Below are 26,787 nucleotides of genomic sequence, written 5' to 3'. Positions count from 1 at the left end.
ATTTAATTTGTATTTTAAATATGTAATGAAGGAAATTTTGTAGTAAAATAGAAGATGTTACTAACAATAAAAATAGCTTTTATATAGTTATATTGCAACATTAATAGATATGAGGTGATAAATTTGAAGGCAGAAATTATTTCTATTGGAACAGAATTGCTATTAGGAGAAATAGTCAATACTAATGCGCAATATATTGCAAAGGAGTTAGCTAGTTTAGGAATAGATGTATATCATCAATCAGTAGTTGGTGATAATGTAGGTAGATTATATGAAGCATACAGAGTTGCATTTCAAAGAGCAGATTTAATTATTACAACAGGAGGACTTGGACCTACAAAAGATGATATGACTAAGGAAATTGCAGCCAAATTTTTAAATAGAAAACTGGTACCTCATAATGAATCATTAAAAATAATAGAGGAATTTTTCAGTAAAAGAAATTTGCCTGTAAATGATGGCAATAGAAAACAGGGCTATTTTCCAGAGGGAGCTATTATTTTACCGAATCCTAATGGTACAGCTCCAGCATGTATTGTTGAACATAATGATAAAAAATTAATTTTATTACCAGGACCACCTAGAGAGATGGTTCCACTATTTGAAACCGAGGTTATTCCTTATTTAAAAAAATATCAAGATAAGGTTTTTGTATTTAAGGTTCTTAACATCTCTGGAATAGGTGAAGGTCATATGGAAGAGATAATAATGGATATTGTGGATAATCAAACAAATCCAACAGTAGCCCCATATGCAAAGACTCAAGGTTTAACTCTTAGAATAGCTGCTAGTGGATTTACATATGAAGAAGCAGAAAAACTTATTGTTCCAGTTGAAAAGCAAATAAGAGATAGATTAGGTGATAATATATATGGAGAAGGGGATACTACTTTAGAAGCTGTTGTTGCAGAACTTTTAATAGAAAATAAACTGACTATTGCTACTGCTGAATCTTGCACAGGTGGACTGTTATCAGGAAGACTAATTAACTACCCAGGTATATCTTCAGTTTTTATGGAAGGTGTTGTTACATATAGTAACCAATCTAAAATAAGACTTTTAGATGTAAAACCAGAAACATTAGAAAAATATGGTGCTGTTAGCCAAGAAGTAGCCAAAGAAATGGCAGAGGGTATATATAAGTCTGCAGGCACTAGCATTGGTATATCGGTTACAGGTATAGCAGGGCCAGCAGGAGAAACTGAAACCAGCCCAGTTGGACTTACTTACATAGGTATTTGTATGAATGGAACCACGAAGGTTAAAAAGTTAAATCTAAGTGGTGATAGAAATAGAATACGTAATATGATAACAACTAGTGCCTTAGATTTACTCCGAAGAGAAATTATTAACTTCTCTTTCTAAACGATTAAATATTGAACGAACTCCTTTCCACCAATTTTTATCTTCTGCATATTTTCTATTTATCCATTGGAAAGGATCTATTTCATCTGGACGATCTTTACTCAGATTAATTACGGTTCGAGCGGTTATTTGTGATGAATCAATAATATCTGTATTATATTCTTGCCAGCTAATAAATACATTAAATGGATTATTAATAATCTCCTTAGATGAAGGATTTGTTTTAGGAACAAAGCCTTGCTCATGTCCAGCAATAGCAAATAGTATTAGAGGGTTTAAGTCAAATTCCCGGGATGTATTTATAATAGACGAAAAGTAGGGTTCTTCTTCTAAAAGGGAGTCTCTACTTTTTAAATATGTTTTAAGTTTATTTTCATCTATATTCTTATATCTGAAGTAGCTTGGTAAATAAGGGTGTTTGTATTCTATGGTTTCAATCTTAACAATTATATCTTCTTCTTCAGCTTTTACAGAGTTTGACTGTAAATAGTTTACAAAAAACGAAAAAAATATAAGTAAAAATAATCCAGTGAAGAGCACATTTATAGAACTTAGCTGAAAAGAAGATTTTATTTTTTTAAAATTAAACTGTTTACTTAAAATATTTTCTTCTTTACTAGCTGTATAGTTTTCTTCAATAACTTCTGGATTAATAATACTAGATATACCATATTCAGTTTTTAAGAGTATAGTATCGTTTTCTTCTATATGAGGAAAATATAGAGAAAGATCTTCTTTACTAATAGGCTTATCTAAATAACAATTAACCCAATCTAATATTACATTTAAAAAATTGGAATCTTCAACATTTATTGTTATGAAGGTTTCAAAAATATCATATAGTACTATAGTTTCTTGTTTATATAACAATTTATTTTTCAATAAAGTTTCTCTAATTTTATGTTGGTGATCTCTCGGAATAGATTTTAAATACCCATCGATAATACTTCTAATAGAATTAATTAATATATCGGCCTGCTTATTTACATCGGAATTAGGGTATTTATTTTCAATATAGGTACGTAAACGAATAATATCCTGAGCAGTAAGAATCTTATTAGATTTTAAATACTGTACAAAATCCCCCATTGAATAATCACATCCTAGTGTTTAGTTAATAATAATTGGAAACTATTAGCATTAAGGATATTATACTTTATTATTTATTATTTATCTATAATTTCAAAGGAAATAGTATGTATATATAGAATAACAATATAGAAGTATTAAAACAGTAAGAAGGAGGGAAATTATGCAAATATTAAATATAGGTAATGTTTATAACGGATTTCAATTATTAGAAGAGAAGAGAATTAATGAGGTGAATTCAATAGCAAGACTGTTTTATCATAATAAAAGTGGTGCTAAGTTATTTCATCTGGAAAATGATGATAATAATAAAGTTTTTTCTATTAGTTTTAGAACACCTCCAACGAATAATACTGGTTTGCCACATATATTAGAACATGCTGTGCTATGTGGATCTAAAAAATTTCCATTAAAAGATCCATTTATTGAATTAGCAAAGGGTTCGTTAAATACATATTTAAATGCAATGACTTTTTCTGATAAAACTATGTACCCTATTGCTAGTCAAAATGATAAAGACTTTGTTAACTTAATGGATGTATACTTAGATGCAGTTTTGCATCCTAATATATATAATGGCCCAGAAAGTTTTATGCAAGAAGGGTGGCACTATGAATTAAATAGTCAAGATGAGCCACTTTCAATTAAAGGGGTTGTTTATAATGAAATGAAAGGAGCTTTTTCTTCTCCAGAGCAAGTACTCTTTAGAAAGATAGAAGAGTCTCTTTTTCCTGATACAGTATATAGATTTGAATCAGGTGGTGATCCAGAATCAATACCAGAACTTACATATGAGCAATTTTTAAACTTTCATAAAACCTATTACCATCCGTCAAATAGCTATATTTACTTATATGGCAATGGTAACTTAATGGAGCATTTAAAGTTTATCGATGAAAAATATTTAAACCAATTTGATAAAATACAGGTTGATTCAAGTATTAGTATTCAACCTTCATTTAATCAAAGTAAAGAAATAGAAGAAGTATATTCTATTTCTGAAGATGAAAATGAGAGAAATAAAACATTTATAAGTAAGAATTACGTTATAGGTAACTCTAAGGATTCTGAAAAGGTATTAGCATTTAATATTTTAAATTATTTACTTCTAGGGTCTCCAGCTGCACCACTTAAAAAAGCTTTAATTGAGGCAAATATAGGAAAAGATGTTTTTGGATCTTTTGATAGTAGTATTATGCAGCCTACTTTCAGTATTGTTGTTAAAAATAGTGATGTTGAAAATAAGGAGTTATTCTTAAAGGTAGTTAAAGATACTTTGGAAAATCTTGTGGATAATGGTATTGACAAGAAGGTAATTGAGGCAGCAATAAATATTCATGAGTTTAAGCTTAGAGAAGCAGATTATGGACATAGACCTAAGGGATTAGTCTATAATATAAAGGCAATGAATAGTTGGCTTTATGATGAAGATCCATGGTTACACTTAGAATATGAAAAAAGTTTAAAAAATATTAAAACTGCTTTGGTAACTAACTATTTTGAAAGACTAATAAAGGAGGATATACTTAACAATCTTCATACTAGTCTACTAATATTAAAGCCTAAAAAAGGACTTGCAAGTGAAAAGGATCAAGAAGAAGAAAAAAGACTACAAGAGTATAAGAAACAATTATCAGAAGATGAAGTTATTAAAATCATAAAGCAGAAGGAAAACTTAGGAAAGTATCAGAATAGAATAGAAACAGATGAAGCATTAGCAACAATACCTCTGCTTAGTAGAGAGGATATTAAAAGAGAAGTTGAAGATATACCTTTAATTAAGTTTGTTGAGAATGATGTTAATATTTTGCATCATTCAATTTTTACTAATGGTATTGCATATGTCAATTTATTTTTTGATACAACAGCGGTACCACAAGAATTAGTTCCATATACAGTATTATTATCTAGTCTTTTAGGGAAGGTTAGAACAGAAAATCACGGCTATGAAGAACTATCAAACTTAATAAATATTAATACTGGCGGTATTTACGCTAAGGTAGAGACCTACTCGTTTAAATATAGTCATAAAGAATTTTTACCTAAATTTGTTCTTAGATCATCTGCATTAACTAGCAATATTAAAAGTTTATTTGTACTGTTAACTGAGCTTATAAATAGTACAAAATTTGATGAATCAAATAGAATTAAAGAAGTTATTGGTGAAACAAAGTCTCGATTAGAGATGGCTATTTTTGATCAAGGACATGTTATGGCAGCTAGAAGGGTTAATTCATATTTTTCTCCTATTGGCCAATATATAGAAAATACATATGGTATTTCCTATTACATGTTTATATCTAATTTAGATAGTGAGTTTGATGAAAAGCAAGAAGAAATATTGGAAAACTTAAAGAAAGTATATAATATGATTTTAAATAAAAATAATATGTTAATAAGTATTAGCTCAGACAAAGCAGACTTTGAAATTGTGAGAGAAGAAGCTGTATCTCTTATTGAAAGATTGCCTAATTGTAAATTTGAAAAATATAAATATTCTTTTGATTTTGCTCCTAAAAATGAAGGTTTATTAACATCGAGCAAAGTACAATATGTAGCAAAAGGATATAATTTTAAAGAATTAGGATATGAATATTTAGGGCATATGCAAGTATTGAAAACAATAGTGAGTTTAGATTACCTTTGGAATAAAGTACGGGTAGCTGGTGGTGCTTATGGATCCTTAGCTAACTTTTCTAAAAGTGGAAATCTTATATTTAGTTCGTATCGAGATCCTAATTTAAAAGAGACACTTCATGTATACGATGATATGTTTAAGTATATAGAAGCTTTTGATGCAGATGAACGAGAAATGAGAAAATATATTATTGGTACAATTAGTAATATGGATACACCTTTAAGTCCATTTATGAAGGGAGATAAAGCTACTAGTTATTATATTAGTGGTATAACTTTAGATGAACTTCAAAGGGAGAGGGATGAAGTTTTAAATACAACTGTAGGAGATATAAGGAAGTGTTCTATTTTATTAGCGGATTCTATGAAGAAAAATTATTTGTGTGTTCTGGGAAATGAACGTAAGATAAAAGAGAGCAAAGAGCAATTTAATAATCTTGTTAAAGTGTTTCTATAATAAATAATGTAAATATTAATTATTGTTAATATTTTGACTAATGTACTTGTAAAAATTAGTATTTTAGGTTATTTTAAATATGTAGATTTTAATTTATAATATAAATGTAGTATAAAGTATTCTCACCATACTAATTATCATATTGTACAGTATAATTAACTTAATAACTTACTATATTATGGGTATAATACTGTATGCGATGCAAATTTTACTTCTGAATATTTTGCTATGTATTGTAGTGTATAAATTGATAACAATTAATAATCTATTAATTAAATAATAGGAGGCGTTAGTATGAAAAAGATTTTAGTAACTGGAGCACTGGGACAAATAGGATCTGAGCTAGTTATGAATTTAAGAGAAGCTTATGGTAATGATAATGTTATTGCCAGCGACATAAGCACGAAAGGCTCTCAAGAAGCTATAGAGTCTGGTCCTTTCGAAATAATAGACGTTGTAGATGGAAAAAAAATCGATGAAGTAGTTAAAAAGTATAATGTAGATACAGTTTATCATTTAGCTGCACTTTTATCTGCAACAGGAGAAAAAAATCCTTCATTAGCATGGAATATTAACATGGGCGGACTATTCAATGTATTAGAAGTTGCAAGAGAAAATAACTGTGCCGTTTGTACACCAAGTTCAATTGCAGCTTTTGGACCATCTACACCAAAGGATAACACGCCTCAAGATACTTTAATGAGACCTACAACTATGTATGGAGTTACTAAAGTTGCAGGAGAGCTACTTTGCGATTACTACCATCAAAAATATAATATTGATACTAGAGGAGTTAGATTCCCAGGTTTAATTTCGTACAAGTCTTTACCTGGTGGTGGAACTACAGATTATGCAGTACATATATTCTATGAAGCAATTAAAAACAAAAAGTATGCATCCTTTATAGATAAGGGTACATTTATGGATATGATGTATATGCCAGATGCAATAAATGCATTAATTCAACTAATGGAAGCAGATCCATCTAAGTTAGTTCATAGAAATGCATTTAATATTACAGCAATGAGCTTTGATCCAGAAATGCTTGGTGCTGAAATCAAAAAGCATATTCCAGAATTTGTGCTAGAATATGATGTAAATCCTGATATACAAAAAATAGCAGATTCTTGGCCAAATTCATTAGATGATAGTGAAGCTCGTAAAGAATGGGGTTGGAATCCGAAGTATGATTTAGCAGCTATGACAAAGGATATGTTAGAGCAGCTTACTATTAAATTAAAAGGATAATATCTTAATTACAAGAAACCACCTTGGATAAGGTGGTTTCTTTGTTAGTTAAAGTAGAAAAATAAAAAACAATTAACATGATGATAATAATTATCATTTACAATATTCTATTTCTATGATACAATTTGTTTATACAAATTGTGTATTTACCGCGGCTAATTTAGGTATATATGCGAGGAGGAAATAATTTGGCAAAAATAATGGGACCAAGATTTAAACTAAGCAGAAGCTTAGGTGTAAATGTTTATGGTCATCCAAAAGCAATGAATAGGGCAGGTAAAACACCTGGTAGAGTAAGTAGAAAACTTTCTAACTATGGACTACAATTATTAGAAAAACAAAAATTAAGAGCATATTATGGTGTATTAGAAAAACAATTTATAAGATATGTAGATAGAGCTATGAAGGCACCTGGTTTATCTGGAGAGGTTCTAATACAAAAATTAGAATGTAGATTAGATAATATAGTGTATAGAATAGGACTAGCTAGTTCTATTAGAGAAGCAAGACAGATGGTAAATCATGGACACATTTTAGTTAACGGAAAGAAAGTGGATATACCATCATTTAGTATTAATCCTGAAGATACTATAGCTCTACGTGAAAAATCACAAAAAATTGAAAAATATATAGCAAACATTCAAAATGCGAATTATGTAGTTGATTATGTAGAAACAAATCCAGCTAGTTTTAGTGGAAAACTATTAAGATTACCAAATAGACAAGAAATACCTGTTGATGTTAATGAGCAACTAGTAATTGAATTTTACTCCAAAAGATAATTATATAAAAAAGAAGAATCTATTAAGAAGATTCTTCTTTTTTATATAATTAGTACCATTGATTAAATGATAGTTACTAAGAAAATATTTAATAAAGAAAAAGGAAGGCAATTTATAGATTTTGTACATTCATTTCATCCATGCGAAGACATAAGTCCTAGACTAGGTCACGAAATATCTCTTAAGCTTATAGAGAAAGGAAAATTCAAAAATTTTGAAATATTAGCTGTAACTCATATAGATAAAAATTATTTGTATACTCATTAAACTACCTTGAAGGTCAAGCTCTTAAAGAGAAAACTAAAGAAAAAAGCAAAGATTTAAATTGGGATAGATAATTATTAACCGAACAAGCTAAAAAGTTGGTTCTTTTTTAGTTTTTATCAGGAGGTGATTTAGATGTCAGTAAAGGAAAGATTAGAAAATTTAAAAGAGGAGCTTAATTTAGCAATTGAAGATACTGAACCTTTAACTAGCAAGGAAATAGTAAATCTAAGTCAGGAGCTAGATGAACTAATAGTTTTAGAATGTAGATTAAGGCTAGAGAAGTATAACTCTTCAAAAGAAGATATTTAAGAAAGAAGGTGATAGCATAATTTGCCATCGGGAGAAACTACTAATTTAAGTATTCTAAAACTAAAAGATTGTGTGGAGAGCTTTATGTCTAGTAGGCAGCAATTAAAGCTCTTTTTATATTTTATAGCCTTTAATTTTTCAGTTAGTATAGGCTTTTATTTTTACAATGATAAGGCATATCAAAGGAAACTTATTAAAGTAAAAAAACGGAATAGAATTCATATAATCAGCATAAAACAAAGGATGCAACCAATGGTTGACAAAGTTCAAGCTTAAATTGGTAGACCGCAACCACTAAATTTACTATTATTATAAATATACTGCGAAAGGAGATTGTAAAATGACGATAGGAGAAAAAATACAAATAAATAGAAAGTCATTGGGTCTTTCACAAGAGCAACTTGGAGAGAAGGTCGGAGTTTCAAGACAAGCCGTATCAAAATGGGAACAAGGTACTGCAATGCCAGAATTAGATAAAGTAATTACATTAAGTAAGGTGTTTTCTATTTCAACTGATGATTTATTAGGCAACACTGATGCTGAAACGGATAAGTACTCGAACAATGTATCTATTGAAAACAACGTAAATAGCACCTTTAATAATTTCGAAAATTTCTTAAGGAGAAATTGGTACCGTGGCGGATACTTATTTATAATTTGGGGTTGTTTAACTGTCGCAATGTCACTTGGAGTTGCCTATTCATGGAGAAGGATGCACTTACCTGGAATGATGCTTACTGGACAGGTAGTTGAAACAAATCTATTTCTTTATGCAATGAAACAACCACTTGTTCAGATTATTATACCTATTGGTATAATCGCTATTATTTTTGGTACAGTAGTTATAATTTATGGAACGATAAAAAATAAAAAGTAAATTAAAGTGTAAAATATATACTGTATGTTATGGGCATAGCCCTTAGGATCAGTTAATACACATTGTTTATAATATTAGTAGCAAGAATAAGATTTTAAACCATCTATAATCTTCTACTATAAAACACGAATATTTTATTTTAATACCGTATTATTCAGAAATGAATTTTACGGTATTTCTATGTTGCATTTTAAGTATTAAGCAAAAAAATTGGAGGAACTTTCAAAAAAATGCTATAGATAATCTTGAACAAGGTGAAATAATCTACTTAGATTGCTCTCACTACATCCATGCTATTGAATATAAGAAAATAGCGGAAGAATCAAAAAGATTTATAGAAAGTTTGAAATACGAATAAAGAGTTTGGTTTATTCTTAGATTTAATACATACCAATTAAGAAGGATTTAAGGAATTATGCAATTTAAGAATTATAGTTTTAAAGACATAATTTATGATATTTGGTATAATATCATAAATAGAGGACGAGGGAATTAAAGGGGGTTTTTAGAAAATGACTAATGAAGAGTTTCAAAAATTAATATTAGAGAAACTGGTGAGCATTGAAAAAGGACAAAGAAATCTTGAAAAAGTTCAGCTAGAAATCTCAGATAGAGTAATAGCACTAGAAGGAAATATCAATGCAATACAGGAACAAACTATAACTTTATCAGAATTCAGAGAAGAAACTAAAGAAAATTTTTCTGTTTTATCTAATAGAGTAGACGGCATAGAAAATAAGTTAGATGATATTGAATCCAATAACGCAAATATGCATTTAGATTTAGGAAGTAGTATGAATGCGCTAAGAGAAGATTTAAACGCTATTGAAATAGTTATATCAAAAAATTGGAATGATATTGCAAAACTAAAGACAGTAAGATAATAACTAATTTTAACAATCCAATTAAAATAAGATTATTGAAATAGAATCAATAGATATGATATTATTAGAGCAAGGTAATCGGAAAAGCAGGGTATGATTGCCACCTCATTTCACATAGAAAGAAAGGAGGTGGTGTGGTATGGATACATATCAAGCAATATCATTAATGATTGCGTTTGCAATGTTCGTTATATCACTTATCTCCTATTTAGATAGAGATAAAAAATAATCACCCTGCCCGCCAGCAGCGTGATTAAAGAAATAACTTAATTTAGTTGTTTAAGGCAATCACATCTTTGCAGGTCCGATTACCTTATTAACATTATACCACAAACAATTTAAAAGTAAACATATACACTGTGTAATTTTACTTATATAATTAGATCTTTTTTATTAAACAGTTTTAAGCTGTTTTTTATTTTGCAAAAAATCAAATTTAGTTGCTTATATTTTAAAAAATATGACGCAATAATTACGCTTAAAGTAAAACAATGTTATTTAAAGATTAAGTAATAAGGCTTAAAAATATAAATTACCAAAATTATGAAGTAGATTGATATATATTTAATAAAATATGATATAATTCTTATGAAAGATAATCCGTAATTGTTTCATTATACAATATAATTTTCTCGAAATTTATATAGAAAGGATATGATGGAATGTATAAATATATTTATGTTGAGGTAAATGCTGAAGGTATATTTAGGCAAGGAAATCATAAAGAAATGATTGATGAATACAGTAATAAAGGTTGGAGATTTGTTACTGCTATTCCTACAAGTTTTAGCGGGCATGGTGTGATTAAAAAATTTGATCTAGTATTTGAAAAAGAAGATTAACTGTATAATGACAATCACATTTTTGCAAATCTGATTAGCTATTAATATTATACTACAAGATATGAAAGATAGTAAAAAGGGTGATAAATAATGGAGTGGCAAGAAATTAGAACCGAAAAGGATATAATAGAGTTACTTAATACTTTTGGAGGATTTCATGATGATGTATTAAGAGAAATGCATCTATGGAATGACTATTATGTAGATAATGATCTTAATATGTGCGCTGGTTTTTGTAAGGTAAAGAAAAAGACTAGGAAATAGCAAAAGGAATGAGATTATGATGTTAAGAGATACCTTAAACAAGGTTTTAAAACAATACAAAATAGAAGATCAAGTTTTGTTTCAAATGACGCCACAATCTGTGCTTTGTCTAGAATTGACTCCTGATTACCCATATTTGGAGGATGGCAGCCTTGATATGGGTTATGTTAATAAATGTACGCAAAAAGCAGTGGAAGTCTATGAGTTCATGGGATTTGGAAAAAATATTCTAGTTGTGTACGATGATATCTACAGCAATGATATTTTAGAAAACAAGATATTTTTAGAAAGCTGCTTGGTTGATGTAGAAGGATATGAAGATTATAGCCTAACATGGCAATTTCCCATTGATGAAAATGATCTACCGATACATCAGGATTACACGGTCTATACGTGTAAAAGGCATCTTTATCTTGCAAAGGGTGTGTATACTCAAAAGCTATTTCAGGAAATCATCAAATCTGATATCGGCGGGAGCATGGATTTTGCTTCTTCGGTTTTTATTATAGATTTGGATGGCTTCTGTATTTTTAAACTGTATGATGATCGTGGGCTTGATTTGTTCGCACCAAGCACAGAAGTGTTAACAGCAGCCTGTGAACAATTTTATGACGATCTTCTGTATAAAAAATTTGAAATAACAGTACATAAACTGTAACTATGTTTAAAGTAAAAATAAGGGTATTTGAAGATTAAATAATAAAATATTTATTACTCAAATTATGATATAGATTGATATATTTAATAAAAAGGGAATTAGAATCTATTACAAATAAGGAGCATAAATAATGATAAAAGAATTAGAAGTATCTAAAATAGATGATGTAATGAAAATTTGGCTTGAAGCAAATATTAAAGCTCATGATTTTGTTTCTGAAAGTTACTGGATAGAAAATTATGATTTTGTAAAAAAAGCTTTGCCTCAATCCGACGTTCTTGTTTATGAAGATGATGGAGAGATAAAGGGATTTATAGGTATTATAGATAAATCTTATATTGCAGGATTATTTATTTCAACTCAATATCAGCATAGTGGAATAGGAAGTAAATTGATTGAAAAATGTAAGCAGTGTTATCCAATTTTAAAATTAGATGTTTATGCTAAAAACTTGAAAGCTGTAAATTTTTATAAGAGGCATGGATTTAAAATAGAACAAGAAAAAGAAAATTATGATACTAAGGAATCTGAGTATTCAATGGTATGGAAATTATAAAAACAATAGTAAAATTAAGGGTACTTGAATATTTCATAGTTTTTTAATATAGTGGCTAATCATAAGAAGGGGATTTTACATTTAAAATATGAAGTAGGAATAATCTTCTTCGAAAACTGAATAATGCAGTATGATAAAATAGAAAATTGTTATAGCAATATAGAAAATATGGTATATTTTTCTTGTTAGATAAATTGGATTAGTATTATTTTGTTAAGTTTATTCATATTAAGTATAAATAAAGGAGGCAAAAAGGTGAAGCTAAAAGTTTTAGTAGATAATAATACATACATTGACCAATACTACTGTGGCGAACCTGCCGTTTCGTATTATATTGAAGATGAGGATATTAGCTTACTATTGGATGTAGGATATTCTGATTTATTTCTAAGAAACTCAACTGCATTAGGTGTAGATTTAGAAAATATAAGCACTATCGTTATTTCACATGGTCACGATGACCACACAAGAGGATTAAAATACTACTTTGAACAAAATAATAAAAATAATATTTCTATTATTGCTCATTCAGATGCATTTAAAGAAAAATTAATAGACAATTTAAAAATTTGTTCTCCTATTTTAGAAGAAGAATTAAAAGGAAAATGCAATCTAGTTCTTTCGAAAGAACCTATTAAAGTTAGCAAACATATAACTTTTTTAGGGGAAATACCTCAAATAAACGACTTCGAAAATAGAAAACCTATTGGTAAACAAATTGTTGGTGAAGCTTCAGTTGATGATTATGTAATAGATGATACAGCCCTTGTATATAAAAGTGAAAATGGCATTTATATTATTACAGGATGTTCTCATAGTGGGATATGCAATATAATAGAATATGCAAAAGAAGTATGTAAAGATAATCGAGTATTAGGAGTTATAGGAGGATTTCATTTATTTGAAGTAACTGAACAGGTTAATAAAACTATCAATTATCTAAAAGAGAACAATGTAAAGGAATTATATCCTTGCCATTGTACTTCGTTTGCTGTTAGAGCAGAAATACATAAAACTTTGCCTGTAAAAGAAGTTGGAGTAGGTTTAGAAATAAACTGGTAAAAGTATAGAAAATGAACCTATGTTATAGTTATATAATACATAATATTCTTATATAGGGAAATAAAAAACATCTATATAATACGAATAGTCAAAAAGTGGGGGTGACTAGTATGATAGAAACAAAACGTCTTTATATAATTGAGGCTACTGAAGAAGATATTGAAACTATTATCAAATTAGAAAGCCATGAGGATAATAGAAACTTTGTCTGGATTGGTACTTATGAAGAACACAAGGCAGAAATTGAAGATAAAAATTACTTGGTTTTTGTATTTAGACAAAAAGTGGACAATTCAATTATTGGATATGCTCTAATTAGATTAGATTTCAAATCAGAAGTTTTTGAACTGAGAAGAATTGCTATTTCTCACAAAGGAATAGGATACGGCAAAGAAGCTATGATTGCATTACTAAAATATGCATTTGAAGATAGAAATATTAATCGCTTTTGGTTGGATGTATATCCTGATAATTTGATAGGAATTAGGCTTTATGAAGGACTTGGAATGCATCTAGATGGAGTTCTAAGACAAAGCTATAAATCTGAACGTGGCTATTTGGATCAAATTATATATTCAATGCTTAAAAGCGAATATTATAAAAGTAGTTATATTAGTTCCTCATCGAATTAAGTATTAGATTTATTAAATAAACAAACTAAGTATAATACTTAATTAGGTTGATCTGTATTCTTCATATAAGGCGTAATAACTATATAATCGGATAATTTCTTAAGATACCGTATTATTCAGAAATGAATTTTACGGTATTTTTATGTCACATTTCAAGTATATTCCATACTTTGAAAAAGTTATGACATAAACATGAAGCTTAAAATGAAAACAAGTTCTTTGAGAACTGAATAATAGGGTATTGAAAATATTGACTATCAAAATTATAAGATAGATTAATATATATTTGGAGAAATATGATATAATTTTTTTGAGAATAATTTGTAATTGATAGAAAATGTGAATTTGCAGAGGAGGTATTGTAGCGGAATGAATTGGTTTGATATTAATAAGATAGACTACAAAACTTATGTTATTAGTGAAAATAAACATTATGAAAAAACCAACATATATTTTCTGATTGGCAAAAATTTCAATGTATGTATCGATAGCGGTATGGGACTTCATAAGATAGGACACGTTTTAGATAAAATTGATAATAAAGAAAGAAGAGTAATTACAACCCACTCTCATTGGGATCACATAGGTAATCATGATGAGTTTGATGAAGTTTATTTTCATAAAAATGCTAAGGATTTACTTAAAACGGGGGAACTTACTACATTAGAGGTTATTAGACAGGAGATTGTAAAGGATATTGACAAAAAATATATACCAAAAGAATTTGAAATAGATACATATAAGCCATATGATGGAAGAAATGGATTAGTAGTTGAGGATGGAGACATAATTGATCAAGGAGATAGACAATTAGAGATTATTCATACTCCGGGACATACAATTGACTCTATAAGTATTTTTGAAAAGGAAACAGGCTATTTATTTGTTGGGGATTTTCTATACAGTGGGCCTTTATATTGTAGATCTGACAATAATGATCCTAATGCTTATTACACATCCTTAGAAAAGTTGCTTCGAAAAAATTATGAAATAACAAAAATACTTTCTGCCCATTATGATCCAGATCTAGGTAAGGATTATATTGCTAAAACATTTGAACTATTAAAAAAGGCAAAAGAAGATAGGAAATTAGAAAAAGGATCTGGAAACTATAAGTATAAAGATATGGAGATAATTTTATAATCTCAGGTTAATACAGTTGTTAAGCATATTTTGAACCAGTAAATAAAAATACAAAAATACCTATTTCGTGATTAAGCTTTTGATATATTTTTATGATACATTATCATTTTTAAACATAACAGTGAAAAATGTGAAGGAGGAATTTTTACAATGAAACACTTAAGTAAAGGTATTATAGCAATGATTATTTTTTATATTTTTAACACATTTATATTTTCTATAATTGGTGAAATTATTTTTGTAGGAGATAGATTTACAATATCATACCACATGTTTACATATACTGGCTTGATGACGCTTTGTGGTGTTATTATAGTATGTACCTATATAGTTGTTGAAAAATTAAATGAGGTTAAGAGTATGCTTATCAAATCAGATACTTTACAATCTGATATAAATAAAGATTAATCAACATCCTGTATTATTTTGAATGCAGCATATTGATTGTTTCTTGTTCAACTGAAGGGTGAGTAAGTTGAACAAGAACTATAATTAATATTAGAAAGTAGTATTTTATTTTAATACCGTATTATTCAGAAATGAATTTTACGGTATTTTTTATGTCGCATTACAAGTATATTGGGTACTTTCAAGATACTGTAAAGTAAATAATGTTCTCTGAAAACTGAATAATACGGTATTTAAAAATTAGCTCAAACATTCATAAACTTGTGTTTAAGGGAATAACATGTCAATATAGCTATTAATTATTGGGGGTATTTTGATGGGATACTATGTTAGAGTAGAGCCAGATGTAAAAATTTATGTAGAGGATCTTAATCCGGAGGGTCATAAGACAATAGTATTTTTACATGGTTGGCCTGGAAGCCATAAATTATTTGAATATCAGTTTAATGAGCTTCCTCAAAGTGGATACAGATGTATTGGAATAGACCAAAGAGGATTTGGTAAATCAGATAAGCCATGGAGAGGATATGACTACAATCGGTTAGCTGACGATGTTAGATGTGTAGTTGAAACACTCAAATTACAAGATTTTATACTGGCAGGTCACTCAACAGGTGGGGCAATTTCTATTAGATATATGGCTAGGTATAATGGATATGGGGTATCCAAACTTGCTCTTTTTGCAGCAGCAGCTCCTAGTCTTATCAAACGTCCTAATTTTCCTTATGGCTTAGACAAGGAAACTGTAATCAAAATTATTGAGGGAACATACACTGATCGCCCTAAAATGCTGAGTGATTTTGGTGATATATTTTTCTTTCAGCATATAACTGAGCCATTCTCTGATTGGTTCTTACAATTGGGATTACAAGCAGCAGGTTGGTCAACTGCTGCTATTGCAAAGACTTGGTTACGTGAAGAACTATTTTGTGATTTAGGAACAATAAATGTTCCAACATTAATTATTCATGGTATTCACGACAAAGTTGTTCCATTCCAACTAGGTGAAATACAAAAACAAGGTATTAAAAATTCGAAGCTTATGCCATTTCAATATAGTGGTCACGGATCATTCTATGACCAGCGATGCAAATTTAATGAAGAATTGATGAAGTTTATTGAAGAATAAAGTTTTTGCAATATAGAACTTGCTAATAAAAATGTTAGAAACCAATAATTTATTTTAATACCGTATTATTCAGAAATGAATTTTACGGTATGTTTCTGTTACATTTCAAGTAAAATATGTTAAGGAAATAATAAGAATAGAAAAACAGCACAATCCAAGCAGTTAATATATGATGAAGTTTATTTATAGGCCAAGTTTCTTTACTATACATTATGTAAGATTAACTTGACACGGAAATATAATAATGCTATATTTTTGATGTAAGGTTAACATTACAGGAGTGATAATTAATGAAAAATAGATTAAAAGAGTTTCGTGAATCTTTCAGATTAACTCAAGAACAATTGGGAGAACTTGTCGGTGTATCAAGACAAGCAATTAACTCTATTGAAACAGAAAAGTTTGAACCGTCTATATGGTTGGCTTATGATATTTCTAAAATATTCAATTGTTCCATAGAGGATGTTTTTCTTTTTGAAGAAAGTGAAAGAAAATCGAGATCACAGCAAAGCAGAGGTGTAGTTTAAATGGCATTAAGACAAATTAGATTTTTTGATGATGAAATATTGAGAAAAAAGAGCAAAGTAGTTGAAGTGGTAGATGATAAAATAAGGCAAATACTAAATGATATGGCAGATACTATGTATAATACAGAAAATGGTGGAGGATTAGCAGCTCCACAAATAGGTATATTAATGCGATTAGTTGTAATAGATATGGGACAAGGACTTATAAAATTAGTTAATCCAAAGATAATTAATAAGGAGGGAACTCAAGAAGTTATAGAGGGATGTTTGAGTATTCCAAATAAATGGGGCAAGTTAATAAGACCTGCAAAAGTAACAGTACAAGCATTAAATGAAAATGGCGAGGAAATTATATTGACAGCTACAGGAGATTTAGCAAAATGTTTTTGCCATGAAATAGACCATTTAGAAGGTATCCTTTTTACTGATTTAGTTACTGAATATATAAAGTAATACTATTTAATATTACTATTGAATATAATTTATATTATTTGTAGTAAAAATAAGACTCTAAACTATATATAATCTTTTACCATAAAACACGAATATTTTATTTTACTACCGTATTATTCAGAAATGAATTTTACGGTATTTTTATGTCGCATTTCAAGTAAAGTAAGGTATATGAAGAAAACACGATGTAATTATTAAAATTTAAAATAAGAATAATGTTCTTTGAAAACTGAGTAATACGGTATTGAAAAATTAAGAATCTACTATAATAATGTAGAAAATATGGTATAATTTTCTTATTACATAAATCAGATTAGGTAGATTATCTGCACAAATATCACAGGGGGTGAATGTATTGAAAAATAATGGAATTGTAAAATTTTTAGTTGTTTACTTTATTGCAAAAGCAATTATTTTAATAACTGGTTTGTCCTATAATGTATTTAATGAAGAGTTTAATTTGATACGGCTTATAATGGATCTAGCAATATGGTTAATTGCATACGTTGGAGTAAGTCTAGTTTTTTCTAAATTATTAAATAAACAAAAAAATGTAGTTGAGTAATATTGCATACTTTCTTTTTTAGACGCAACAGTAGAATATTGTGCAAAATTATTTATATTAGGGAGGTTAAATAAATGCTAAAACTAGTAAAACCACAAAGATTAAACCGAGGTGATAAGATAGCTACAGTAAGCCTATCATGGGGTGGTGCTGGTGATACAGATTTACTATGGAGATATAATTTAGGGAAAAAGAGATTACAAGAGCAGTTTGGTTTAGAGGTTGTAGAAATGCCAAACACTTTAAAAGGGTCTGATTATTTATACTATCACCCAGAAAAACGCGCGGAAGATTTAATGGCAGCTTTTTCTGACACATCTATAAAAGCAATTTTTTCCTGTATTGGTGGCGATGAAAGTATACGAATGTTGCCATATATCGACTTTAATATCATAAAAAATAATCCTAAAATATTTATAGGGTATTCTGATACAACTATTACACATTTTATGTGTCTTAAAGCAAATCTGTCAAGTTTCTACGGCGCATCTATTCTTGCAGAATTAGCAGAAAACATTAAAGTGTTTGACTATACTGCTCATTGGTTAGAAAAAGTTTTATTTGACCCTTCTCCAATTGGAGTAATACCAGCCACTAAGGAATGGACTGGAGAGAGAATAGAATGGAGTGAAATCAATGCCTCCATTGCAAAAACTATGGTAAAAAATCAAGGATATGAATTTTTGCAAGGCAACGGTGTGATTCAAGGGCATTTGATTGGTGGGTGCATTGAAGTAATGGAGATGATAAAAGGTACTTCGCTATGGCCATCCAATGACATATTTGAAGATGCTATTCTATTCTTTGAAACATCAGAAGAAATGCCAGAACCAAATTATATAGAATATTGGCTTAGAAATTATGGTAGCCAAGGTATATTGCAAAAATTAAAGGGAATAATTTTTGGGAAACCATATCAAGAAAGATATTATAAAGAATACAAGAATTCAATCATGAAGATTGTAACAGAATTAGGACTTTATCATTTACCCATTGTGTATAATATGTCCTTTGGTCATAATGAACCTATGATATGTTTACCCTATGGTGCAACGGCAGAAATTGATTGTGATAAGAAGACTTTTTCCATACTTGAATCAGGGGTAGTATAGCTTATCGCTACTTATTCGTATTTTATTAAGAACAAGATAATCACTTATTTGAGGTTAATAAAGGGATGTTGTAAAATGGATTAAATGACTATGAATAAAAGTTTATATTATATGGGGGAGATATAATGATTATTGATAATAATCCAAAAGAAAAAGAAGCCATGGAGGCATTTCACAGAGGCCAACGCTCACTTGGTTATAAACTTCAAGATGAATTTGTAGCAGAATTAAGAGAAAGTATAGGAAAAGTAGACCATTGTACCTGCGAAAAAGCATGTAAGTATCATGGGAAATGCATAGAATGTGTTGCTATACACAGAGCACACAGAGATCATCTTCCGAATTGCTTTAGAAGTATGGTTAATGAAAGGATTGAAAAACTTTCTGGATTAACAGAACACAGCATTGTAGAACAAATAAAAAAATAGTGGATATAGACAAAATAACATAATAGAAAGTCAATGTTAGTCACATTTTTCATATTATTTATAGTAAGAATAAAACCTTAAATAACCTATAATTTTCTATTGTAAAATATAAAACACGAATATTTTACTTTAATACCGTATTATTCAGAAATGAATTTTACGGTATTTTTATTTCACATTTCAACAATATTGCGTACTTTGAAGAAAATGCGACGTAACTATTAAAATTTAAAGTAATAATGTTTTTTGAAAACTGAATAATACGATATTATAAAATAGAAATTTGCTATAACAATATAGGAAATATGGTATAATTTTCTTGTTAGATAAGTCGGATTAGTAAAATATTATGATGTAAAAATTGAAATAAAAATATGGACAGAATAAGAAAGTCCAAAATTAGGAGGAGTTGAGAAAATGGTTCAATCAATTATTCATATAGCTTTAGTAGTAAAAGATTATGATGAGGCAATAGAATTTTATACTAAGAAGCTTAATTTTACATTAATTGAAGATACTTATCAGCCGGAACAAGATAAACGTTGGGTAGTAGTATCTCCACCTGGTTCAGTCGGAACTACGATATTACTTGCAAAAGCCTCTAAAATTGAACAAGAGTCATTTATTGGTAACCAGTCAGGTGGTAGAGTTTTTCTATTTTTAAACACTGATGATTTTTGGAGAGATTATAATGAAATGCTTTCAAAGGGAATAGAATTTGTGAGAGATCCAAAAGACCAATCTTATGGAATAGTCGCAGTATTTAAGGATTTATATGGAAATTTATGGGATTTAGTACAGCTGAAAGAAGGTCATCCAATTTTGAAACGAATTAAGTAGCTGGCTGAATAAATTCACAATAATTATAAAATGTGTCTCATTCGTACTTTATTACGAATTATCAACAAGGTTATTAAGATATTACAGAAAGACATAAAGAGAAGGGATGTAGATTTATGAATAGACGGGATTTAACACGTGCCTTATTAGTTGTAACAGTATGGGGAGCTAATTTCACAGTAATTAAATTAGGGCTTAGTGGTGTGCCACCTATGTTGCTGGTTGCTTTACGATATACCTTCGCTGCCATACCCGCAATAGCTTTTGTAAAACGTCCAGCAGTAGGGTGGCGTTACATTGTTGCTTATGGAATGACCGTGGGGGTTGGGCAATTTGCTTGTTTGTTCTATGCAATGAATATAGGAATGCCAGCTGGTGTTGCTTCCGTTGTCCTGCAATCTCAGGCTTTCTTTACACTTTTATTTGCTGCAATATTATTAAAGGAAACATTAAAAGGAATGCAAGTGATAGGTCTTTTAACAGCTGGACTTGGACTTTATTTTATAGGCGGAAATGTTGGAAGTAATGGATTATCCTCAATTCCTCTTGGACCATTTTTATTAACACTCCTTGGAGCTGCTTTTTGGGGGATTTCAAACATAATAGTAAGATATGCTTCGAAACAAAGTGAGTCCCGTGGGGAAAAGCTGGATATGTTGAGTCTGGTGGTATGGTCAAGTCTCGTACCTCCACTCCCCCTTATGGCTTTTGCTATGATGTTGGACACACCAAAAACATTATTGAATGCAGTGATTAATTTGAATGTCCTATCTGTGTTTGCTGTGATTTATCTGGCTTTTTGTGCAACATTATTTGGTTTTTACACATGGAGTATGTTGCTTGCAAAGTATCCTGCTGGCAAAGTAGCTCCACTTTCCCTTCTTGTACCTATAACTGGACTTATTACATCACAGATTGTTCTTGGTGAACAGCTTTCAAAAATGCAATGGTTAGGCGGTATTGTAATACTTCTGGGGTTAATAATATCTAATTTTGGGGGTTCGCTAATTAAGCGCGTTTCTAAGACAAAAGGTACATAATGTTTATATTATTTGTAGTAAAAATAAAACTTTAAACCACGTATAATTTTCTATTATAAAACACGAATATCTTATTTTAATACCGTATTATTCAGAAATGAATAAGCGGTATTTTTTATATCGCATTAAGAGTAAAATACGTTAAGGAAATAATAAAAATAGAAAACAGCAATCCAAGCAGTAAATACTGATATTATAAAAAATTCTTTGCAAACTGAATAATATGGTATTGAAAATATATGTTATAATTTTTATATAACTCAATGAAAGATTATCTGTATTTTATTTGATAAAAGGAGAGTTGAACCGTGTGGAAAAGTTTATCAGAGATGTCACTCGAAGAATTGTGGAAACTGTTTCCAGTGATATTGAAAGAACATAATCCGATATGGAAAGATTGGTATTTGCAAGAAAAAAAGTTACTTATGAGTGCTATTGGGAGTCAAAATATCGAACGAATAAATCACATTGGAAGTACTGCTGTTAATGCATTAATTGCAAAGCCAACAATAGATATATTGCTTGAAATAACAGAAGATTCCGATTTGAAGTTTTTGGTAAGTGTGATAGAGGAAAATGGGTATATTTTTGAAAAGCAACCGCAGAAACCAGCACCACATATGATGTTTGTGAAAGGTTATAAAGAGAATGGATTTGCTGAGAAGGTATTTCATCTTAATGTAAGGTATTTAGGCGATTGGGATGAATTGTATTTTAGGGATTACTTGCGATTGTATGCAGATATTGCTCAAGAGTATGGAGAATTAAAAATAAGCCTTAAAGGTAAATATGAACACGATAGAGACGGCTATACTGAAGCAAAAACGGAGTTTATTAGCAAGTATACTACTATTGCAAAAATAGAGTTTAATAATAAATACAACCCAAGCTAATGAGCATATATGAAGTAATGTCATCAATGATTATGTTTGGAATGTTGATTATATCACGGAGTTCCTTTCAGAAAAGAGCAAAAAATACAGTTGCGTTTGATGTATTGGCAGATTAAAGAGTTGATATTGAGACATTGTGGGTAAAAGATACCTAATATACAACAGTAACGATGGTTTTTATGGTATATTTAATTTAATGTATAGTCTATTATAGTAGGGAGTGGTATAATGGAGAATCTAAAAAATTTTCAATTTAGATATGCAGTATATGATAATGCTCTAAATATTCATAACCATTCTTATGCACAGATGTTGTTTCCAATTGAGGGCAATCTTTACATAGAGACAGGAAAGCAGCATATAAACCTGCAAGCAGAGGATATCTTTTTTTTACCACCTAATTGTCGACATATTTTTGCTGCTAATGGGGACAATACATTTTTAGTTCTAGATATCCCATTATATATGATTTATAAAGATGATATGAATAAGATAAATGGAGGAATACGTATTTTACCTAATGAAAAATGGAAGGCGATTAAATTCTTACTTTTAAATGAAATTAATGGAGAGAATGCTAGTCATCAATCCATTCTAGACTTATTTCGCTATTCTTATAACATGCTTTTATTGGACACTCTTCCGAATTCAATTAGATATATACATGAACATTTTAATGAAATTATAAATTTAGATATTTTAGCTAAGATTGAAAATTACAGTATCGCTTACTACTGTGAATGGTTTAAGAAACAAACAGGGGTTACATTAACTAATTATATTAAGAAATTAAGAGTATCAAAGGCAAAAGATTTATTATTAAATACAAATTATTCCATACTACAAATTGCTCAGCAGGTTGGTTATGAGCACCATTCATCTTTAACAAGAGTATTTTTGGAATACGAGAAATTGACTCCTAAAGAATATAGGAAAAGTATCCAAAAACCTGTTAAGTAAATCCATAATTTAGGTAAAGAGTTAACTTTCTTAATACTATAGAATGACAGTATTAAGAAAGTTTTTTTATGCTCTATAGGGCCTAAGCCTAAATTAAGGAGGTGATGGGAAATGAAAAAAAGAAATAAAGGTATCGGTATTGTTATAGTATTTATAATAGTTGCTATATTAATTATATTCATCTCGATTAATAATACTAATAATCAAACAACACGAAATAATAACAGACCAATTCATGAGTTATGGGATTCAAATAAACTTAATTCTTTATAAAATAATTTTGCTTTAATAACTAGAATAATAGAAATTTATTAAAAATTTTTAGACACTGTAGTTGTAATTTAAATATTATTATTTATAATTTGTATTTAATACGTATATTAAAGCAGTTACATTAGGAGGAAAAAATGAAACTCACAAAAATAAATGATAAAGTATACTATATTCCAAATGTTACGAATATCGGCTGTATTTTAAATGGAGATGATGCTATTTTAATAGATACAGGTTTAGAAGATCATACAGGAAAGAAAATACTTAATATTTTAGAAAAAGAAGGCATAAGTGTAAAGGCAATCATTAATACCCATTCTCATGCAGACCATTGTGGAGGGAATGCTTATATTAAAAAGCAGACTAATGCATTAATTTATGCTCCAGAAATAGAGGATACCATAATAACCTACCCCTATTTAGAACCGCTATATCTGTTTTCTGGGGCAAGTCCAATTAAAGAATTAAAGAAAAAATTTTATATGGCTAAACAATCAAAAGTGGACTATATTATAAAACATAATGAAAATTATTTATATATAAACGATTTGAAATTAAGAATAATACCACTACCAGGACATTCACCGAATCAAATTGGAATTGAAGTGGACGATGTCTTGTTCTGTGGAGATACTGTCGTTGGCGTTGACATACTGAGTAAGCATAAAATTCCATTCAACATGGACCTTAATAAACAGAGAGAGAGCCTCAATTTTTTAAAAGCTACCAAATATAGTTACTATGTACCTTCTCATGGATCATTATATGAGGATATAGAACAAACTGTGGAAGCAAATATCAATACAATAAATGAAATTGATGAAAGTATATTGAACATTGTAAGTAAACAGAAGACGATTCAGGAAATAAGTCAAGATTTGTTTAATATATATGGAATTCAAATAAATAATATTGGGCAGTATTGTTTATTGAATACAGTAATAATGGCACACATAAGCTATCTATCAGAAATTCAAAAGATTGAAAAATTCATTGATAACAATCTAATCTATTGGATAAAGAAAAATTAGCATTATTGTAGACTTTTAAAACATACTATTGAGGAAGAAATTAAGCTACAGCCCTTCTGTAAAATTCGGAAGGGTTAATTATATCTGTTATATTATCAGAAATAAGATAGTGAAAGAAGTAATTATACACTACTGTTGGTTAGTAGTATGACTTTTATTCAAGTAGAGATAGACTAAATAAATTAAAAACTCCTTTAAAAATTTTAGGCGCCAAACTCCTGATAAAAAAGTGATGGATAACTGTAATAACTTATGATAGTATGGTAGTAAAAAAGGGGGAATTTGATCAGAATGTTTATACAAAGAGGTTATCGGACAAAACTAGGAGATATTCATGCGCCTATCAAGATTGACTTTCATATAGCTGGACCATCAGAATACGATATTAGTTGCTTTGGGGTTGATAAGAATGAACTATTATACGATGATAGTTATATGATTTTTTATAATCAATTAAAATCGCCAGATGGAGCAATTTGTATGAATGGAACTTCATTTAATGTAAATTTAGATAAATTACCTTCTGATGTTGTTAAGCTTGTGTTTACAATCAGTATTGATGGTGATGGAACTATGGGTATGATCCATCAAATTAATGTGAAACTATCACAACTTCATCAGGAAGATTTAGTGTTAAATTTGACAGGTAGTAATTTTAAAGATCAAAAGGCGATTATTGCTATTGAAATATATAATAAAAATGAATGGCGAATGAACGCTGTGGCAAATGGCTTTAATGGTGGACTTTCTCAACTATTAAAAGCATATGGTGGGGTTGAGGAAGAAGATGTTCAAGCTATACCTTCCACTTTAGCATCACCAATTTCAGTTATACCAACGCCCACTTCAAAGGTTTCACTAGAAAAAAAATTAGAAAAAAATGCCCCGCAGCTTGTAAATTTGGCAAAACCTCTAAAAGTAGCTTTGGAAAAAAACAAGGTTCCTGATATTGTTGCCAAAGTTGCACTTATACTTGATATTTCTGGATCAATGACCAAGATATATAAAAATAGAACAGTTCAGTCAATTGTTAATAAAATATTGCCTTTGGCCATACAATTTGATGATAACGAAGAGTTGGATTTTTGGTATTATGGCTCCAGACCTAAAAGGATGGAAGCGGTTACTATGTCCAACTACTATAATGCAGTTCCAGTGAATTATAAACCTTTAATGGAGTCTCTAGGATATGGAAACTATGAACCTGCTGTTATGAGAGAAATTATCGAAGAATACCGTACTAGCTCTATACCTGCCTATATTATATTTATTACTGATGGAGGCGTTGGATCTAAAAGGGAAATTAAGAATTTAATGATAGAAGCATCAAAATATCCTATCTTTTGGCAGTTTGTCGGAATTAGCGGTTTCGGATATGGGATATTAAAACAATTGGATACAATTAAAGATAGATTTGTGGATAATGCTAATTTTTTTGCCCTAGATGATTTTAACAAAGTTACGGATGATGAGTTGTATGATCGCTTATTAAAGGAATTTCCAAGCTGGCTAACTGAGGCAAAGAATAAAGGAATTATTAGATAGAAGATAATTTGAAAATTCAAAATTTTATTTATGGATTAAAAAAGAAAGTACTATTGTTAATTTATTCTTCGTATAGGATAATCTTTAAGAAAATTTGAGATAATCAGTTTTATGAAACAGAATGCCTTGTATTAAAAATATTAGACAAAACTTATGCAGAATTAATTTTAGACTATTACTCAAGAAATAAATTATTTTTAGAAGAGTGGGAGCCTAAAAAGGATGAGGAATTTTATACAAAGTGGTATCAAGAAGAACAATTGGATAAAGAGTTAGTTGATATTGAAAATGGTAATTCGTTTATGGTATGGATTTTCAAAAAATGTGATTATAGAAAGATAATAGGTTTTGTTGGCTTTACCAACATTGTAAGATGTGTTTTTCTGTTCTGCAAAATATACGCTCTTTAAGGGTAGTTGAAAAATTAGGATTTTATAACGAGGGATTGGCATATAAATATTTAAATATAAATGGAAAATGGGAAGACTATATACATATGGTTTTGTTAAAC

Annotated in this window: 31 protein-coding genes; 30 read left to right on the top strand and 1 reads right to left on the bottom strand. The window is 29.3% G+C overall.

The features are described from left to right. The first annotated feature begins 123 nt into the window (after positions 1-123). A complete protein-coding gene (locus KQI88_RS11040; protein ID WP_216417314.1) occupies positions 124-1,365 on the top strand; it encodes a competence/damage-inducible protein A in 1,242 nt (413 codons plus the stop codon). On the opposite strand, the gene KQI88_RS11035 is transcribed toward KQI88_RS11040, so the two are convergent. Continuing rightward, entirely contained in the window at positions 1,330-2,454 is a 1,125-nt protein-coding gene (locus tag KQI88_RS11035; protein ID WP_216417312.1) for a hypothetical protein, read from the bottom strand. The two genes, KQI88_RS11040 and KQI88_RS11035, sit on opposite strands and share 36 nt — an antisense overlap. A 163-nt stretch (positions 2,455-2,617) precedes the next feature. Here KQI88_RS11035 and KQI88_RS11030 point away from each other — a divergent pair, with 163 nt between their 5' ends. The 29 genes from KQI88_RS11030 (at position 2,618) to KQI88_RS10895 (ending at position 26,276) form a co-directional block, all read left to right on the top strand. Beyond that, a complete protein-coding gene (locus KQI88_RS11030) occupies positions 2,618-5,548 on the top strand; it encodes an insulinase family protein (RefSeq protein ID WP_216417310.1) in 2,931 nt (976 codons plus the stop codon). Between the two features lie 294 nt (positions 5,549-5,842). Continuing rightward, positions 5,843-6,796, top strand: a complete 954-nt coding sequence (locus KQI88_RS11025) for an L-threonine 3-dehydrogenase (RefSeq protein WP_216417308.1) — start codon at positions 5,843-5,845, stop codon at positions 6,794-6,796. Between the two features lie 188 nt (positions 6,797-6,984). Continuing rightward, on the top strand, positions 6,985-7,578 hold the full coding sequence (rpsD, locus tag KQI88_RS11020) for a 30S ribosomal protein S4 (protein ID WP_216417306.1): 594 nt from the start codon (positions 6,985-6,987) through the stop codon (positions 7,576-7,578). 66 nt (positions 7,579-7,644) lie between these two features. Then, on the top strand, positions 7,645-7,845 hold the full coding sequence (locus KQI88_RS18690) for a relaxase/mobilization nuclease domain-containing protein (RefSeq protein ID WP_216417304.1): 201 nt from the start codon (positions 7,645-7,647) through the stop codon (positions 7,843-7,845). Positions 7,846-7,977: 132 nt separating this feature from the next. Beyond that, complete coding sequence (locus tag KQI88_RS11010; protein ID WP_216417302.1) at positions 7,978-8,154, top strand: aspartyl-phosphate phosphatase Spo0E family protein; 177 nt, start codon at positions 7,978-7,980, stop codon at positions 8,152-8,154. A 340-nt stretch (positions 8,155-8,494) separates the two neighbouring features. Next, positions 8,495-9,031, top strand: a complete 537-nt coding sequence (locus tag KQI88_RS11005; RefSeq protein ID WP_216417301.1) for a helix-turn-helix domain-containing protein — start codon at positions 8,495-8,497, stop codon at positions 9,029-9,031. A gap of 512 nt (positions 9,032-9,543) precedes the next feature. Further along, positions 9,544-9,915: a hypothetical protein gene (locus KQI88_RS11000; protein ID WP_246579257.1), complete on the top strand. Its 372-nt coding sequence runs from the start codon at positions 9,544-9,546 to the stop codon at positions 9,913-9,915. Between the two features lie 139 nt (positions 9,916-10,054). After that, positions 10,055-10,144: a putative holin-like toxin gene (locus tag KQI88_RS18685; RefSeq protein ID WP_408629723.1), complete on the top strand. Its 90-nt coding sequence runs from the start codon at positions 10,055-10,057 to the stop codon at positions 10,142-10,144. Between the two features lie 433 nt (positions 10,145-10,577). Further along, positions 10,578-10,757, top strand: coding sequence for a DUF4177 domain-containing protein (locus tag KQI88_RS10995; RefSeq protein WP_216417298.1), 180 nt, complete (start codon positions 10,578-10,580; stop codon positions 10,755-10,757). A gap of 90 nt (positions 10,758-10,847) precedes the next feature. Beyond that, the gene (locus KQI88_RS10990) at positions 10,848-11,021 is read left to right on the top strand and encodes a hypothetical protein (RefSeq protein WP_216417296.1); all 174 of its coding nucleotides are present in this window, start codon (positions 10,848-10,850) and stop codon (positions 11,019-11,021) included. Positions 11,022-11,037: 16 nt separating this feature from the next. Then, a complete protein-coding gene (locus KQI88_RS10985) occupies positions 11,038-11,679 on the top strand; it encodes a DUF3885 domain-containing protein (RefSeq protein ID WP_216417294.1) in 642 nt (213 codons plus the stop codon). 130 nt (positions 11,680-11,809) lie between these two features. Beyond that, on the top strand, positions 11,810-12,235 hold the full coding sequence (locus tag KQI88_RS10980) for an N-acetyltransferase (RefSeq protein WP_216417292.1): 426 nt from the start codon (positions 11,810-11,812) through the stop codon (positions 12,233-12,235). 255 nt (positions 12,236-12,490) lie between these two features. Further along, positions 12,491-13,297, top strand: coding sequence for an MBL fold metallo-hydrolase (locus tag KQI88_RS10975; RefSeq protein ID WP_216417290.1), 807 nt, complete (start codon positions 12,491-12,493; stop codon positions 13,295-13,297). Positions 13,298-13,407: 110 nt separating this feature from the next. Further along, positions 13,408-13,929, top strand: a complete 522-nt coding sequence (locus tag KQI88_RS10970) for a GNAT family N-acetyltransferase (protein ID WP_216417288.1) — start codon at positions 13,408-13,410, stop codon at positions 13,927-13,929. Positions 13,930-14,298: 369 nt separating this feature from the next. Continuing rightward, the gene (locus tag KQI88_RS10965) at positions 14,299-15,072 is read left to right on the top strand and encodes an MBL fold metallo-hydrolase (RefSeq protein WP_216417286.1); all 774 of its coding nucleotides are present in this window, start codon (positions 14,299-14,301) and stop codon (positions 15,070-15,072) included. Positions 15,073-15,222: 150 nt separating this feature from the next. Then, positions 15,223-15,480 carry a hypothetical protein gene (locus KQI88_RS10960; protein WP_216417284.1) on the top strand — a complete coding sequence of 86 codons (258 nt, stop codon included), beginning with the start codon at positions 15,223-15,225 and terminating at the stop codon, positions 15,478-15,480. A 316-nt stretch (positions 15,481-15,796) separates the two neighbouring features. Continuing rightward, positions 15,797-16,609, top strand: coding sequence for an alpha/beta fold hydrolase (locus KQI88_RS10955; RefSeq protein ID WP_216417282.1), 813 nt, complete (start codon positions 15,797-15,799; stop codon positions 16,607-16,609). 290 nt (positions 16,610-16,899) lie between these two features. Continuing rightward, positions 16,900-17,136: a helix-turn-helix transcriptional regulator gene (locus KQI88_RS10950; RefSeq protein ID WP_216417280.1), complete on the top strand. Its 237-nt coding sequence runs from the start codon at positions 16,900-16,902 to the stop codon at positions 17,134-17,136. Continuing rightward, a complete protein-coding gene (gene def, locus KQI88_RS10945) occupies positions 17,137-17,589 on the top strand; it encodes a peptide deformylase (protein WP_216417278.1) in 453 nt (150 codons plus the stop codon). A 355-nt stretch (positions 17,590-17,944) separates the two neighbouring features. After that, the gene (locus tag KQI88_RS10940) at positions 17,945-18,154 is read left to right on the top strand and encodes a hypothetical protein (RefSeq protein ID WP_216417276.1); all 210 of its coding nucleotides are present in this window, start codon (positions 17,945-17,947) and stop codon (positions 18,152-18,154) included. Positions 18,155-18,228: 74 nt separating this feature from the next. Beyond that, positions 18,229-19,266: a S66 family peptidase gene (locus KQI88_RS10935; protein WP_216417274.1), complete on the top strand. Its 1,038-nt coding sequence runs from the start codon at positions 18,229-18,231 to the stop codon at positions 19,264-19,266. A gap of 125 nt (positions 19,267-19,391) precedes the next feature. After that, on the top strand, positions 19,392-19,694 hold the full coding sequence (locus KQI88_RS10930) for an LPS biosynthesis protein (RefSeq protein ID WP_216417272.1): 303 nt from the start codon (positions 19,392-19,394) through the stop codon (positions 19,692-19,694). Positions 19,695-20,111: 417 nt separating this feature from the next. Beyond that, a complete protein-coding gene (locus KQI88_RS10925; protein WP_216417270.1) occupies positions 20,112-20,534 on the top strand; it encodes a VOC family protein in 423 nt (140 codons plus the stop codon). A gap of 116 nt (positions 20,535-20,650) precedes the next feature. Next, entirely contained in the window at positions 20,651-21,574 is a 924-nt protein-coding gene (locus KQI88_RS10920; RefSeq protein ID WP_216417268.1) for an EamA family transporter, read from the top strand. Between the two features lie 308 nt (positions 21,575-21,882). Continuing rightward, positions 21,883-22,467 carry a GrpB family protein gene (locus KQI88_RS10915; RefSeq protein ID WP_216417266.1) on the top strand — a complete coding sequence of 195 codons (585 nt, stop codon included), beginning with the start codon at positions 21,883-21,885 and terminating at the stop codon, positions 22,465-22,467. A gap of 228 nt (positions 22,468-22,695) precedes the next feature. Next, positions 22,696-23,427 (top strand): helix-turn-helix domain-containing protein, encoded by a 732-nt coding sequence (locus tag KQI88_RS10910; RefSeq protein WP_216417264.1) that lies wholly within the window; start codon positions 22,696-22,698, stop codon positions 23,425-23,427. A 111-nt stretch (positions 23,428-23,538) separates the two neighbouring features. Next, entirely contained in the window at positions 23,539-23,700 is a 162-nt protein-coding gene (locus KQI88_RS10905) for a hypothetical protein (protein WP_216417262.1), read from the top strand. A 134-nt stretch (positions 23,701-23,834) separates the two neighbouring features. Beyond that, entirely contained in the window at positions 23,835-24,731 is an 897-nt protein-coding gene (locus KQI88_RS10900) for an MBL fold metallo-hydrolase (protein ID WP_216417260.1), read from the top strand. A gap of 291 nt (positions 24,732-25,022) precedes the next feature. Beyond that, positions 25,023-26,276 (top strand): VWA domain-containing protein, encoded by a 1,254-nt coding sequence (locus KQI88_RS10895; RefSeq protein WP_246579256.1) that lies wholly within the window; start codon positions 25,023-25,025, stop codon positions 26,274-26,276. Positions 26,277-26,787 lie beyond the last annotated feature (511 nt).

This window comes from Alkaliphilus flagellatus (assembly GCF_018919215.1).
In the GTDB taxonomy this organism is placed as follows: Bacteria; Bacillota; Clostridia; order Peptostreptococcales; family Natronincolaceae; genus Alkaliphilus_B; species Alkaliphilus_B flagellatus.
This window is presented reverse-complemented; position numbering and strand designations above follow the sequence as displayed.